This window comes from Actinomyces sp. ICM47 (genome assembly GCF_905369875.1).
Taxonomy (GTDB): Bacteria; Actinomycetota; Actinomycetes; order Actinomycetales; family Actinomycetaceae; genus Pauljensenia.
In genome coordinates this window covers 13,346-26,933 of sequence record NZ_CAJPJE010000005.1, presented here as the reverse complement: position 1 = coordinate 26,933, position 13,588 = coordinate 13,346, and the positions used below count along the sequence as shown (strand labels likewise).

The following is a 13,588-nucleotide window of genomic DNA, read 5'->3' as shown; positions in this document are numbered from 1 at the left end:
AGGAGGCTGAACAATGTCGCGAATTGGTAAGAACCCCATCGCTATCCCCGCCGGCGTCGACGTCGTGATCGACGGCCAGAACGTGACCGTGAAGGGTCCCAAGGGCACCCTCTCTCACGTTGTTGCCGAGCCGATCACCGCGAAGATCGAGGACGGCCAGGTTGTCGTCGAGCGTCCGAACGACGAGCGCACCTCGCGTTCGCTCCACGGACTGTCCCGCACCCTGATCGCCAACATGATCGTTGGTGTGACTGAAGGCTACAAGAAGGATCTCGAGATCACGGGTACCGGTTACCGCGTGGTTGCCAAGGGCAAGGACCTTGAGTTCTCCCTGGGCTTCTCCCACACGATCACCATTACCCCGCCCGAGGGCATCGAGTTCACGATTGCGCCGAAGTCCCAGACGCTGTTCTCGGTGTCCGGTATCGACAAGCAGCTTGTCGGCGAGACTGCTGCTCGCATCCGCAAGCTGAAGAAGCCTGAACCCTACAAGGGCAAGGGCATCCACTACGTGGGCGAGACCATCCGTCGCAAGGTCGGAAAGGCTGGTAAGTGATGGCTTACTCGATCAAGGGCAAGGGCAAGTTCGTCGCTCGCAAGCGCCGTCACCTCCGCCTCCGCAAGAAGATCAACGGCACGCCCGAGCGTCCCCGTCTGGTCGTCACCCGTTCGAACCGCCACATGGTGGCTCAGGTCATCGACGATACGGTTGGCCACACCCTGGTGTCGGCTTCCGACATCGAGGCCGACGTCGCCGGTGCCGAGGGTACGAAGACCGACAAGGCTCGCAAGGTCGGCGCGCTGATCGCCGAGCGTGCGAAGGCCGCCGGTATCTCCGCCGTCGTCTTCGACCGTGGTGGTAACAAGTACGCAGGTCGCGTTGCGGCCGTTGCCGAGGCCGCCCGTGAGGGCGGACTCGAGCTGTGAACGAGCCGAAAGAAAGAGAGATCATCTGATGGCTGCACAGCAGCGAGACAGGAACGGTTCGGGCGCGGGCGAGAACAACGATCGCCGTGAGCGCCGCTCCGGCCGCGGCAACGATCGCGATAACCGCCGGAACAACGAGAACAAGAACGAGTACATCGAGCGCGTCGTTACGATCAACCGCGTGTCCAAGGTCGTGAAGGGTGGACGTCGTTTCTCCTTCACCGCTCTGGTTGTCGTGGGTGACGGCGAAGGCACGGTGGGCGTCGGCTACGGAAAGGCCAAGGAAGTTCCCCAGGCTATTTCCAAGGGCGTCGAGGAGGCGAAGAAGAACTTCTTCCGCGTCCCGATGATCCGCCGCACGATCACGCACGTGGTGCAGGGTCGCGATACCGCCGGTATCGTCCTGCTCCGACCGGCTGCTCCCGGTACCGGCGTTATCGCCGGTGGCCCGGTGCGCGCCGTCCTGGAAGCCGCGGGCGTCCACGACGTGCTCACCAAGTCGCTGGGCTCGTCCAACGCGATCAACATCGTCCATGCGACGGTTGACGCACTCAAGCAGCTCGAGCAGCCCGAGGCTGTCGCCGCTCGACGCGGCCTGCCCCTCGAGCGCGTTGCTCCCGCGTCTATGCTGCGCGCTCGCGCAGAGGGCGAGGCCGAGAAGCGCGCGGCTGCCGAGGCCGCCGAGGCCGACAAGGCCGCTGCAGGGGAGGCTAAGTGATGGCGAAGAACATCAAGATCACGCAGGTCAAGTCCTCTGCTCACGCGAAGCAGAACATGAAGGACACGCTGCGCACCCTCGGGCTGCGCAAGATCGGCCAGAGTGTCGTGCGTGAGCAGACGGAAGCCGTTCTGGGCGCCGTTCGCACCGTGCGTCACCTGGTGACCGCTGAGGAGGTCGACTGACAATGGCGGACTCCACGAAGAAGACGCAGATCGTTAAGCTGCACCACCTGCGTCCTGCCCCGGGAGCCAAGACCGCGAAGACCCGCGTGGGTCGCGGTGAGGGTTCGAAGGGTAAGACCGCTGGCCGTGGCACCAAGGGCACGAAGGCCCGTTACCAGGTTGCTGCCGGCTTCGAGGGTGGCCAGATGCCGATTCACATGCGTCTGCCGAAGCTTCGCGGCTTCAAGAATCCCTTCCGCGTTGAGTACCAGGTCGTGAACGTTGGCAAGCTCGGGGAACTCTTCCCCGAGGGCGGCAAGGTCACGGTCGAGGATCTCATCGCCAAGCACGCCGTTCGCGACTCCGCGCCCGTTAAGGTGCTCGGTTCCGGCGAACTCAGCGTGAAGCTCGAGGTTGAGGTCGACTCCTGGTCGTCCTCCGCCGAGGCGAAGATCACTGCCGCTGGCGGGTCCATCTCGGCCCGCTGAGGTCAGACGGGGGTGGTCCTGTGAAGGACCACCCCCGTTATCTTTGCCCGCTCGCGCCTGAAGAAGGTTGTCAAACGACCGCTCACGCGCGAACGTGTAGCCCCGGGCGTCCGGGGCGCACGCACGCCGAGTTTCGTTAAATACGCGGATGTGCGTTCTGTTTAATGATTGGATCTCGCCATTTCTTACCCGTGTCGGGTAAGCTAAGTCAGTCTAGGGGCTGTGCCCCGCTGCCCATTTCCCGTAGGAGGAAGCCTTGCTCGGTGCATTTGCCCAGGCGTTCCGTACCCCTGACTTGCGTCGGAAACTGCTCTTTACTCTGTTCATCATGGCCGCGTTCCGGCTCGGTTCGTTTATTCCGACGCCGGGCGTCGACTCGCAGGCTGTGCAGCGCTGTATGGCGCAGGAGTCTCAGGCGTCGCTGCTTGACCTCGTGAACCTGTTCTCGGGCGGTGCCCTGCTGCAGCTCTCGATCTTCGCGCTGGGCATTATGCCCTACATCACCGCGTCGATTATCATCCAGCTGCTGCGGGTCGTGATTCCCCGATTCGACGACCTGCACAAGGAAGGACAGACGGGACAGGCGAAGCTGACTCAGTACACGCGCTACCTGACGATCTTCCTCGGAGTCCTTCAGGCGACGACGACGATTTCGCTGGCGCGTAGCGGCCAGCTCTTCCAGTCGTGCTCGGAGCCGGTCATTCGTGACCAGACGGTGCTGACCTTCATCATGATGATCATCGTCATGATGGCCGGCACCGGCGTCATCATGTGGCTGGGCGAACTCATCACGGAGCGTGGCATCGGCAACGGCATGTCGCTCCTGATCTTCACCTCGATTGCGGCCCGTCTGCCCGAGCAGCTGCTGTCGATCGGCCAGGCCGGCAAGTGGGGTTCGGTCGCCGCTATCGTCGCGCTTCTGCTCCTCGTGGCCATCGCCGTTGTCTATGTTGAGCAGGCACAGCGCCGAATCCCGGTGCAGTACGCCAAGCGTATGATCGGTCGCCGCCAGTACGGCGGGACGACGACGTACATCCCGCTGAAGATCAACATGTCGGGCGTTATCCCCGTCATTTTTGCCTCTTCGATCCTGGCCCTGCCTCCGATGATTGCCCAGTTCGGCAAGCCTCAGGATGCGTGGGTCCAGTGGATCTCCGGCCACTTCACGCAGGGCAGCACGTTCTACCTGACGATCTACGCCCTTATGACACTCTTCTTCGCCTTCTTCTACACCGCGATTACGTTCAACCCGGACGAGGTCGCGGACAACATGAAGAAGTACGGAGGCTTTATCCCCGGGTACCGTGCGGGTCGCCCCACGGCCGAGTACCTGCACTACGTGATTAATCGAATCACGTCCGCTGGTGCCCTCTACCTGGTGATCATCGCGCTCTTGCCGTCGCTGGCTATCATCCCGCTGAAGCTGTCGAGCTCGCAGATGCCCTTCGGTGGCACGACGCTCCTCATCATCATCGGCGTTGGTCTGCAGACGGTGAAGGAAATCAACACCCAGCTGCAGCAGCATCACTACGAAGGATTCCTGAAATGACAGTCGTCATCCTCCTTGGCCCTCCCGGAGCTGGCAAGGGCACCCAGGCCTCGCGCATCGCTGAGCGCCTGGATATCCCCGCCATTTCGACGGGTGACATCTTCCGCGCGAACATGGCGGAGGGCACGGAGATCGGCAAGCAGGCGCAGGCCTACATGGACCGCGGCGAGTTCGTTCCGGACTCGGTCACGAATGCCATGGTGAAGGCCCGCCTGGCAGCCCCCGACACCGCGAAGGGCTTCCTGCTGGATGGCTACCCGCGTTCCGTGGAGCAGGCTCACGTGCTGCGCGACATGCTCCTGGATCTGGGCACGTCCATCGACGTCGTCTTGGAGATCCAGGTGGATGAAGACGAGGTCGTGGACCGTATGCTCAAGCGCGCGCAGGAGCAGCACCGCGCCGACGACACTGAGCCCGTCATGCGCCACCGCCTCGAGGTTTACCACCAGCAGACGGAGCCCGTTGCCACGTACTACGTGGACCAGGACCTGCTCGAGGTCGTGGACGGACGCGGCACCATCGACGAGGTGACGGAGCGTATCTTCGCGATCCTGGACTCGGTGGCGAAGTAGACGATGCCTCACATCGAGCTCAAGACCGTCGAGCAGCTCCGCTGGATGCGTGAGGCCGGACTGGTCGTCGCGTCTATTCATGAGGCGCTGCGGGCTGCGGTTCGCCCGGGGATTACGACCCGTGAGCTGGACGAGGTGAGCGCTCAAGCTATTGCTGACGGCGGCGGCGCGTCCAACTTCCTCGGCTACTACGGCTATCCGGCGACGGTGTGCATCTCTGTCAACGACGTCATCGTCCACGGCATCCCCGGCGACTACGAGCTGGCACCCGGTGACATCGTGTCTTTTGACTGTGGTGCCTTCATCGAACGAGGTGGCAAGCAGTGGCACGGCGACGCCGCGTTCAGCGTCATCGTCGGCGAGCAGTTCATTGAGGACGCGGACTTCGCGGCTGGCACGCGCGCCACTGGCGCAATCGCCGGAGTCGACCAGGACCTGCTCCGGGAACGTCGCGAACTCGATGCCGTGACGCGCGAGTCACTGTGGGCCGCCCTCGCGGGCCTCGCGACCGGCAAACGCATCAGCGCCGTCGGCAAGGCGGTCGAGACGGTTGTCGCCGAGAACGCCCTCATCAACGGCTGGGAGGCCGGCATCGTCGAAGAGTTCGTGGGACACGGCATCGGCACGAGGATGCACATGCCTCCGGACGTCCTCAACTACAACGTTCGCGGTATCCAGGCTCGCCTCAAGCCCGGCATGGTTCTCGCAGTCGAGCCGATGCTCACACGCGGAGACATCGCCTCGCAAACGGATGACGACGAGTGGACAGTACGCACGGTCGACGGCCGCGACGCAGCCCACTGGGAGCACTCGATTGCCATCACGGCGGACGGCGTGAGCGTCCTAACCGCACGCGATGGGGGAGTGGCAGGCCTGGCACCCTACGGTGTCACGCCAGTCTCGCTCGACTGACATCACAGACGCCTTCGGGCCCGGTACTCGGTGGAGTGCCGGGCCTGAGTCTTACAGCGACGAGGTCGTGGCTGCGTCACCGGGACTCCGGGCGCCGTCGGGTCCGCCGCCCGCTCGCCGTCCGGGTTCGCGGTGCCTTCTGGTCCTGGTGAGCCTGTCTTGGTGCCTGAGGGCGGCGGCCCGCCCGCGAGATCGCCACACGCGAGCCTGCGGCTCGGAGTGGTCGATCTCGAAGCCCGGCCAGGCCCTGCCGCCGCCCTCAGTCACCCGGGAATGCACCCTGGCCCTTCGGCACCCTCCGTACTGGCGGCGCGGGTGTGTCGTGAGCGGTCAGGCCCCAACGTGGCGGATCCACGGCCTCGGCGCAGAATAACTGTGCACACGACGGCGTGTGCGAAAAATGTGACGGATTGAACGTGAGCGAACCGACAGAGCATAGCACTATCGCCCGGGGTGTGCATGCCGTAGAGTAGTTCCTTGGGCGTATCCACATGTCATCCCTGACAGGGGTGCGCCCAGCGGCATCCGCCGCAACCTATCCGAGACATGTAGAGGATAAACGGAGGATATGGCGAAGAAAGACGGCGTCATTGAGATGGAAGGCACGGTCGTTGAGGCCTTGCCTAACGCGATGTTCCGTGTGGAACTCAAGAATGGCCACGTGGTTCTCGGCCATATTGCTGGAAAGATGCGTCAGCACTACATCCGCATCCTGCCCGAGGATCGAGTTGTCGTCGAGCTGAGCCCCTACGACCTCTCCCGAGGCCGTATCGTCTACCGCTACAAGTGACCCGACACAAACTGCCCGACGGGCAGTGGAGGTAACAACCATGAAGGTCAAGCCGAGTGTCAAGAAGATCTGTGACAAGTGCAAGGTGATTCGTCGCCACGGCAACGTCATGGTCATCTGCGACAACCCCAGGCACAAGCAGCGCCAGGGCTGAGACCCGCTGCGACCCGCGGGGCATCACGCCCCACAGCATCACTCTGAGCGCCCACCCGTGGGCGACCCTCGGTTCGGAGGCCGGGGCCGGGCTGCTCGCCCGGACTGAGCGATGACGACCTCCGATGAACAACTGGAGCAACATCACCATGGCACGTATTGCCGGCGTCGACCTCCCCCGCGAGAAGCGGCTCGAGATCGCGCTCACATACATCTACGGAGTCGGCCGCACCCGCGCGGCAGAGACCCTCGCCGCCACCGGCGTCAGCCCGGACACTCGCGTCAAGGACGCGACGGAAGAGGATCTCGTCAAGCTTCGTGACTACATTGAGGCAAACTTCAAGGTTGAGGGTGACCTCCGCCGTGAGGTTCAGGCCGACATTCGTCGCAAGATCGAAATCGGTTCGTACCAGGGCCTTCGCCACCGTCGTGGCCTGCCGGTCCACGGTCAGCGCACCAAGACCAACGCGCGTACCCGCAAGGGCCCCAAGCGCACCGTTGCAGGCAAGAAGAAGGCCAAGTAAGGCCTAGGGAAGCCCACCCCCTCGGGGTAGCTTTCCGCGACAAGAAGGAACTGAACCAGAAATGGCAGCAGCAAAGACCTCGCGCTCGGGCGGTGCCCGCAAGCCGCGTCGCAAGATTTCGAAGAACGTCACCAACGGCCACGCCTACATTAAGTCGACGTTCAACAACACCATCGTTTCCCTTACGGACCCCACCGGCGCGGTTGTCGCCTGGGCGTCCTCCGGCCAGGTTGGCTTCAAGGGTTCGCGTAAGTCCACCCCCTTCGCCGCGCAGCTCGCGGCCGAGGCGGCGGCTCGTCGCGCCCAGGAGCACGGCATGAAGAAGGTCGATGTCTTCGTCAAGGGTCCCGGCTCCGGCCGTGAGACCGCGATCCGTTCCCTCCAGGCCGCCGGCCTCGAGATCGGCTCGATCCAGGACGTCACGCCTCAGGCCTTCAACGGCACCCGCCCGCCGAAGCGCCGCCGCGGCTGACTTGTGGACGGGAGGGCGTGTCCCTCCCCACGTCTGAACCTTCGCGTTCACACTCCCTTAGCCTGCTCACGCAGGTTCCCACATCCGGTGTCATATAGCGGGCACCGGTCAGAAAGGAATAGACGTGCTCATTGCAGAGCGACCCATCCTGACCGAAGAAAAGGTCAGCGACCTGCGCTCCCGTTTCACCCTGGAGCCCCTCGAGCCCGGGTTCGGCTACACGCTGGGTAACTCCCTGCGTCGTACCCTCCTGTCCTCGATCCCGGGTGCAGCGGTGACGTCCATCCGCATCGATGGCGTCCCCCACGAGTTCCGCACGATCGAAGGTGTGAAGGAAGATGTCGCTGAGATCATCCTGAACATCAAGCAGATCGTCCTGTCCAGCGAGAATGACGAGCCTGTCGTCATGTACCTGCGCAAGGCTGGCCCCGGCGAGGTTCTCGCCGGAGACATCACGCCTCCCGCGGGTGTCGAGATCCACAACCCCGATCTGCATCTTGCCACCCTCAACGAGAAGGGCAAGCTGGAGATCGAACTGACCGTCGAACGTGGCCGCGGCTACGTCTCCGCCGCTCAGAACAAGGATCCGCAGGCCGAGATTTCCCGCATTCCGATCGACTCGATCTACTCGCCCGTCGTCAAGGTGACCTACAAGGTCGAGGCGACGCGTGTCGAGCAGCGCACCGACTTTGATCGCCTCGTCATCGACGTGGAGACCAAGCCGGCGATCACCCCGCGCGATGCCCTGGCCTCGGCCGGCAAGACGCTGGTGGAGCTGTTCGGCCTCATGCGTGAACTGAACGAGGAAGCGGAAGGCATCGAGGTGGGTCCGTCCACGACGGACGCCACCCTCGCAGCCGATCTGGCTCTCCCGATCGAGAACCTGAACCTGCAGTCGCGTTCCTACAACGCGCTGCGTCGCCGCGGCATCCTGACCGTCGGCGAGCTGGTTGCTCACTCGGAGGCCGACCTGCTCGACATCCGCAACTTCGGTACCAAGTCGATTGAAGAGATCAAGGAGTCCCTGGCGGCTCTCGGTATGACGCTGAAGGACTCGGTGATGCCGAGCTTCGGCGACTCGGAGTCCGCCGCGATCTTTTCGGACGACCAGTCCATGTGACCCCGTGCGTCCGATGGACGCATTGAATCCGTAGGAGAAACACATGCCCACCCCCAAGAAGGGTGCTCGTCTGGGCGGAAGCCCGGCACACCAGAAGCTGATTCTGTCGAACCTGGCGGCTCAGCTCATCGAACACCGCGGCCTCACGACCACGGAGGCGAAGGCCAAGATGCTGCGCCCCTACGTCGAGAAGCTGATCACCAAGGCCAAGCGCGGCGACCAGCACGCTCGCCGCACGGTCCTGAAGAAGATCCCCAACAAGGGCATCGTCGCGATCCTCTTCGAGGAACTCGTTCCCGCGATGGATTCCGAGCGCGCTGGCGGCTACACCCGCCTGATCCGCGTCGGCAACCGCAAGGGTGACAACGCCCCCCTGATGCGCATCGAGCTCGTCATGGAGAAGGTCGAAAAGAAGGCCGTCGTCAAGGCCGCCGAGAAGACGGCTGAGAAGGCCGCCGAAGCCAAGGCTGTTGCGGCCGAGGCTGAGGAAGCCGCTGAGGCTGCCGCCGAGCGCGCTGAAGAGGCTCGCGAGGAAGGCGATCTCGCCAAGGCCAACGAGGCAGAGGAAGTCGCCGAGGAGGCCGGCAAGGCTGAAGACGCCGCCGAGCAGGCCGCCGAGGAGAAGTGACGCCTGGTCACTGATCGACTCGAGTAAGGGCCGGATACCCCGCGAGGGGTATCCGGCCCTTGCCGTATCCGGTAGCCTGAAGCCATGACACGTGAGATGACGCTGGCTATTGACTGCGGCGGGGGTGGCATCAAGGGTTCTGTTGTGGATGAGCGCGGAACCATGATGGCTCCGGCACACCGCGTACCGACACCGTACCCGCTGCCCCCGGAGCTGCTCGTGGAGACCGCGGTGGGCCTCGCGAAGGAGCTGCCGCCCGCGACCCGCGTGACGATGGGCATGCCCGGCATGATCCGTCACGGCGTCGTCATTGCGACCCCTCACTACATCACCCGCGATGGGCCGCGTTCGCGCGTGCTTCCCGAGCTGGTCGAGCGCTGGGATCACTTCGACATGGGCCGCGCGATCGAGCAGGCGCTCAGCCTGCCGACGAAGGTCCTGAACGACGCCGAGGTCGCCGGCGCGGGCGCGATTACGGGCCGCGGCCTCGAAATGATCATCACCCTGGGGACCGGATTGGGCAACGCCGTCTTCGACGGCGGCCAACTGGCCCCCCACGTCGAGGTTTCCCAGGGGCCCGTGCGTTGGGGCCTGACCTACGACGACTACATCGGCGAGCATGAGCGCCTGCGCCTCGGCGACGTGCACTGGTCGCGCCGCATCCGCCGCGTCGTAGACGGCCTGCGCCCGATGTACATGTGGGATCGCCTGTACCTGGGTGGCGGTAACTCGAAGCGAATCACGGCTTCGAACCTGCGGCTCATGGGCGACGACGTCATCGTCGTCCCCAACGACGCGGGAATCATCGGTGGTGTTCGGGCGTGGGAACTGTGACACGCCGCCTGCGCCTAGACCTCGGCTACGATGGCACTGACTTTCGCGGGTGGGCCGCCCAGCCGGGCCTGCGTACCGTCCAGGGGGAGATCGAAGCGGCCCTCGCCATGGCCTCGCGTGAAGAGACGACGACGACCGTCGCCGGGCGCACCGACGCGGGCGTGCACGCGCGCCATCAGGTCTGTCACGTCGACCTCAGCGACGAGGCCTGGGCGCGGCTGACGCCCAGGGGAGGGCAGAGCGCGGAGGCGACCACGGCCTCGTTCATCGTGCGCAGACTGAACAAGATCCTCTCGGGGCGCTACGGCGAGCGTGCACGCGGGCGTGACCTGGCCGCCGCGCGCGGGACCTGCGACGTGCGCATTTTCTCGGCAGAAGTCGTCGATGCGAGTTTTGATGCGCGATTCTCCGCGCTCGGCCGCCGCTACGCCTACCGCGTGTCGGATCACCCCGAGCCGCTCGGGCGCTGGGATCGACTGTGGGTCGAGGATCCACTGGACGAGGCGGCCATGAACGAGGCCGGGGCGCGCCTCCTCGGGGAACACGACTTCCTCGGGTTCTGCCGTCCGCGCGAGGGTGCAACGACGATTCGTACCCTGCGGACCCTGCGCGCCGAACGAGACGCCGAGGGGTCCCTCGTCTTCCGTGTTGAGGCCGACGCTTTTTGCCACTCGATGGTCCGTTCCCTCGTCGGTGCCCTCCTCCTCGTGGGGCAGGGGGTACGTGACACCGACTACCCGGCGCAGATTCTGCGCGCCCGCTCCCGTGCGGACGCCGCACCCATCGCGCCGGCCCATGGCCTTACCCTCGAAGGCGTTGACTACCCCGAGCCTTCCCAGTGGGCCGCGCGCGCCAAGCAGGCCCGGGCCAGGCGCGATGCATGCTGCGGTGATAAGTGCTGAGGAATGTGACACAGTGTCCGTCGCGCTTTGACCGTCGGCCCGCGTGCCGATAATATGGCAAGTGCTGTGCGTTGGCAGAGTACCTAGTGTCTCCCACTCGCTAGGAGCGCTCGCTGACGCCTCGCGCGAACCGTTTCATCGTGGATGCCCCCGGAAAAACCGGCGCGGCGTCCCATGACCAAACAAGAATTGAAGGTTACGCCCGTGCGCACCTATTCACCCAAGCCTGGGGACGCGGACAAGAAGTGGTACGTCATTGACGCCACCGACGTCGTCCTCGGTCGTCTGGCAGCTCAGACCGCTGCCCTCCTCCGTGGGAAGCACAAGCCGACGTTCGCCCCTCACATGGACATGGGCGACTACGTCATCATCATCAACGCGGACAAGGTTGCCCTCACCGGCAAGAAGCTGGACCAGAAGATGGCGTACCGCCACTCCGGACGTCCCGGCGGCCTGACCGCGACCGCTTACCGTGACTTCCTCGCCGCGACGCCCGAGCGCGCCGTCGAGAAGGCCGTTAAGGGCATGCTTCCCCACAACTCCCTCGGCCGCGCGCAGTTCAAGAAGCTGCACGTCTACGCTGGCCCGGAGCACCCCCACGCCGGCCAGTCGCCGGTTCCCTACGAACTGACCCAGGTGGCTCAGTGACCTTTGGTCACTGAACGCCTTTGACCCTGAGGAGAACCGTGGCTGAGACCATCGTTTCCGCTGAGCTGGACGAGGAAGTCGTCCCCAGCTCCTACACGTCCGAGACCGAGTCGGCTCCCGCCGGCGCCGGTCAGTCCATCACTGCGCCCGGCGCGGGCCTGGGCCGCCGCAAGGAGGCCGTCGCCCGCGTTCGCCTGGTCCCCGGCTCCGGCAAGTGGACCATCAACGGTCGCACCCTCGAGGACTACTTCCCCAACAAGCTGCACCAGCAGCTGGTGAAGTCCCCCTTCGTCCTGCTCGACATTGACGGCCGCTTCGACGTCATCGCCCGCATCAATGGCGGCGGCGTCTCCGGCCAGGCCGGTGCCCTGCGCCTCGGCGTGTCGCGCGCCCTCAACGAGATCGACCGCGACGCTAACCGTCCGGCCCTCAAGAAGGCTGGCTTCCTGACCCGCGATGCCCGCGCCACCGAGCGTAAGAAGGCAGGCCTCAAGAAGGCCCGCAAGGCTTCGCAGTTCTCGAAGCGCTGATTTCATTCAGCATCTTTTCTGTTGGTCGCGCCCCGCTCCTGCGGGGCGCGACTTTCGTCTCCCGTCAACCCTGCCCAGGATGTGAGCGCTGACGCAGTTATGGCCCCGGCCTCGTACAAGGTGACGGGCGCAGTAGCGGTACGCTTAGACCAGTCGTTTGACCCACTGAACGGAGATACTATGCCCAGAATGTTCGGCACGGATGGCGTGCGAGGACTGGCAAACGTTGACATCACCGCGGACCTCGCGCTACAGCTCGGCGAGGCCGCTGCCCGCCAGTTCGGTTGTGATCGGCGCGCGGATGGTTCCAAGCCCCGCGCGATCATCGGTCGTGACACGCGTATTTCGGGGGAATTCCTGGATCATGCCCTCGCTGCGGGCCTTGCCAGCGCCGGCATGGACGTCACGCGCATCGGCGTCGTGACCACCCCGACCGTCGCCCACCTGACGGCCACGGAAGACACCGTGGACCTGGGCGTCATGATTTCCGCGTCTCACAACCCCATGCCCGACAACGGCATCAAGTTCTTCGCGCACGGCGGCTACAAGCTGGCGGACGCGGTCGAGGATCAGATCGAGGCGCTTGTGAACACTGAGTGGGAACGTCCTACCGGCGACGGCGTCGGTGAGGTCAATGCGGACCATGCGTGGGCCCGCGAATCCTACATCGCGCACCTGATCGAGGCGACAGGCACCGATCTGCGCGGCATGAAGATCGCGATCGACTGCGCGAATGGTGCCGCCTACGAGTTCGGGCCAGCCGTGTTCCGTGAACTCGGTGCCGATATCACGGTCATCAACGCCGAGCCGGACGGCCGCAACATTAACCGCAACGCTGGTTCGACGCACCCCGAAGGCCTGCAGGCCGCTGTCGTCGAGGCCGGTTGTGATTTCGGTGTCGCCTATGACGGCGACGCGGACCGCTGCCTGGCCGTTGACCGTGAGGGCAACCTCATCGATGGCGATAAGATCATGGGCGCGCTGGCCGTCAATGCCCGCGACCGCGGCGCTCTCGCCAACGACACACTCGTTGTGACCGTCATGAGTAACCTCGGCCTGATCCTCGCCATGCGTGAGGTCGGTATCAAGACCGTACAGACCGGCGTCGGTGACCGCTACGTCCTTGAGGAAATGTTGGCCTCCGGCTACTCCCTGGGAGGCGAGCAGTCCGGTCACATCATTGCCCGCGACCATGCAACGACTGGCGACGGCATTCTCTCTTCGCTGCTCATCTCGCGCATGGTGAAGGAATCCGGCCGCTCCCTGGCCGACCTGACCTCTTTCGTTCAGCGCCTGCCGCAGACCCTCATCAACGTGGGCGGCGTGGATCGCGCGGCCGCTTCCACGAACCAGGCCGTTGCGGACGCTGTGGCCGCCGCCGAGGCGCGCCTGGGCGACACCGGCCGCGTTCTTCTGCGCCCCTCGGGCACCGAGCCCCTCGTGCGCGTCATGGTCGAGGCTGCCACCCAGGAGGAGGCCGACTCCGTGGCCTCTTCGCTGGCGGACGTCGTGAAGGAACACCTGGCGCTGTGAACGCCTGAAATACGTACGCGGAGGGCGGGCACCGGTTGGTGCCCGCCCTCTTTCTTTCTTCGGTCCTCACATATGTGGGACGCTGAGGAGGTTTTTGCCTGCCGTAGGCCGGGGAAGGTGCCAA

At 64.7% G+C, this 13,588-nt stretch carries 19 protein-coding genes; all 19 read left to right on the top strand.

What is annotated here, in order from left to right; genetic code table 11:
* Nucleotides 1-13 precede the first annotated feature (13 nt).
* Nucleotides 14-556, top strand: coding sequence for a 50S ribosomal protein L6 (gene rplF, locus QZ149_RS01920; protein WP_009649093.1), 543 nt, complete (start codon nt 14-16; stop codon nt 554-556).
* Entirely contained in the window at nt 556-927 is a 372-nt protein-coding gene (gene rplR, locus QZ149_RS01915) for a 50S ribosomal protein L18 (protein WP_009649074.1), read from the top strand. Before rplF ends, rplR begins: the two co-directional genes overlap by 1 nt.
* Before the next feature lie 28 nt (nt 928-955).
* Nucleotides 956-1,645: a 30S ribosomal protein S5 gene (gene rpsE / locus QZ149_RS01910; protein WP_009054680.1), complete on the top strand. Its 690-nt coding sequence runs from the start codon at nt 956-958 to the stop codon at nt 1,643-1,645.
* Entirely contained in the window at nt 1,645-1,830 is a 186-nt protein-coding gene (gene rpmD / locus QZ149_RS01905; RefSeq protein WP_034505670.1) for a 50S ribosomal protein L30, read from the top strand. Before rpsE ends, rpmD begins: the two co-directional genes overlap by 1 nt.
* Nucleotides 1,831-1,832: 2 nt before the next feature.
* The gene (gene rplO / locus QZ149_RS01900) at nt 1,833-2,297 is read left to right on the top strand and encodes a 50S ribosomal protein L15 (protein WP_009649091.1); all 465 of its coding nucleotides are present in this window, start codon (nt 1,833-1,835) and stop codon (nt 2,295-2,297) included.
* A 256-nt stretch (nt 2,298-2,553) separates the two neighbouring features.
* Nucleotides 2,554-3,846, top strand: a complete 1,293-nt coding sequence (secY, locus tag QZ149_RS01895; protein WP_291449303.1) for a preprotein translocase subunit SecY — start codon at nt 2,554-2,556, stop codon at nt 3,844-3,846.
* Nucleotides 3,843-4,418 carry an adenylate kinase gene (locus QZ149_RS01890; protein ID WP_291449300.1) on the top strand — a complete coding sequence of 192 codons (576 nt, stop codon included), beginning with the start codon at nt 3,843-3,845 and terminating at the stop codon, nt 4,416-4,418. The genes secY and QZ149_RS01890 overlap by 4 nt, the downstream gene beginning before the upstream one ends.
* Before the next feature lie 3 nt (nt 4,419-4,421).
* Nucleotides 4,422-5,330, top strand: coding sequence for a M24 family metallopeptidase (locus QZ149_RS01885; protein WP_291449297.1), 909 nt, complete (start codon nt 4,422-4,424; stop codon nt 5,328-5,330).
* 568 nt (nt 5,331-5,898) lie between these two features.
* On the top strand, nt 5,899-6,120 hold the full coding sequence (gene infA / locus QZ149_RS01880; protein ID WP_003790580.1) for a translation initiation factor IF-1: 222 nt from the start codon (nt 5,899-5,901) through the stop codon (nt 6,118-6,120).
* A gap of 40 nt (nt 6,121-6,160) precedes the next feature.
* Nucleotides 6,161-6,274 (top strand): 50S ribosomal protein L36, encoded by a 114-nt coding sequence (rpmJ, locus tag QZ149_RS01875; protein WP_003790577.1) that lies wholly within the window; start codon nt 6,161-6,163, stop codon nt 6,272-6,274.
* Nucleotides 6,275-6,422: 148 nt separating this feature from the next.
* Complete coding sequence (gene rpsM / locus QZ149_RS01870) at nt 6,423-6,797, top strand: 30S ribosomal protein S13 (RefSeq protein WP_034504845.1); 375 nt, start codon at nt 6,423-6,425, stop codon at nt 6,795-6,797.
* A 61-nt stretch (nt 6,798-6,858) separates the two neighbouring features.
* A complete protein-coding gene (rpsK, locus tag QZ149_RS01865) occupies nt 6,859-7,269 on the top strand; it encodes a 30S ribosomal protein S11 (RefSeq protein WP_003790556.1) in 411 nt (136 codons plus the stop codon).
* Nucleotides 7,270-7,393: 124 nt separating this feature from the next.
* Nucleotides 7,394-8,389: a DNA-directed RNA polymerase subunit alpha gene (locus QZ149_RS01860; RefSeq protein WP_291449265.1), complete on the top strand. Its 996-nt coding sequence runs from the start codon at nt 7,394-7,396 to the stop codon at nt 8,387-8,389.
* A 43-nt stretch (nt 8,390-8,432) separates the two neighbouring features.
* The gene (gene rplQ / locus QZ149_RS01855; protein WP_009648078.1) at nt 8,433-9,017 is read left to right on the top strand and encodes a 50S ribosomal protein L17; all 585 of its coding nucleotides are present in this window, start codon (nt 8,433-8,435) and stop codon (nt 9,015-9,017) included.
* A gap of 84 nt (nt 9,018-9,101) precedes the next feature.
* A complete protein-coding gene (locus QZ149_RS01850; protein WP_291449263.1) occupies nt 9,102-9,851 on the top strand; it encodes an ROK family protein in 750 nt (249 codons plus the stop codon).
* Nucleotides 9,848-10,753 (top strand): tRNA pseudouridine(38-40) synthase TruA, encoded by a 906-nt coding sequence (gene truA / locus QZ149_RS01845; protein WP_291449405.1) that lies wholly within the window; start codon nt 9,848-9,850, stop codon nt 10,751-10,753. The genes QZ149_RS01850 and truA overlap by 4 nt, the downstream gene beginning before the upstream one ends.
* Nucleotides 10,754-10,957: 204 nt before the next feature.
* Nucleotides 10,958-11,401: a 50S ribosomal protein L13 gene (rplM, locus tag QZ149_RS01840; protein ID WP_291449403.1), complete on the top strand. Its 444-nt coding sequence runs from the start codon at nt 10,958-10,960 to the stop codon at nt 11,399-11,401.
* A gap of 38 nt (nt 11,402-11,439) precedes the next feature.
* Entirely contained in the window at nt 11,440-11,931 is a 492-nt protein-coding gene (gene rpsI / locus QZ149_RS01835; RefSeq protein ID WP_009054763.1) for a 30S ribosomal protein S9, read from the top strand.
* A 180-nt stretch (nt 11,932-12,111) separates the two neighbouring features.
* Nucleotides 12,112-13,464 carry a phosphoglucosamine mutase gene (gene glmM / locus QZ149_RS01830; RefSeq protein ID WP_291449251.1) on the top strand — a complete coding sequence of 451 codons (1,353 nt, stop codon included), beginning with the start codon at nt 12,112-12,114 and terminating at the stop codon, nt 13,462-13,464.
* Nucleotides 13,465-13,588: the final 124 nt, after the last annotated feature.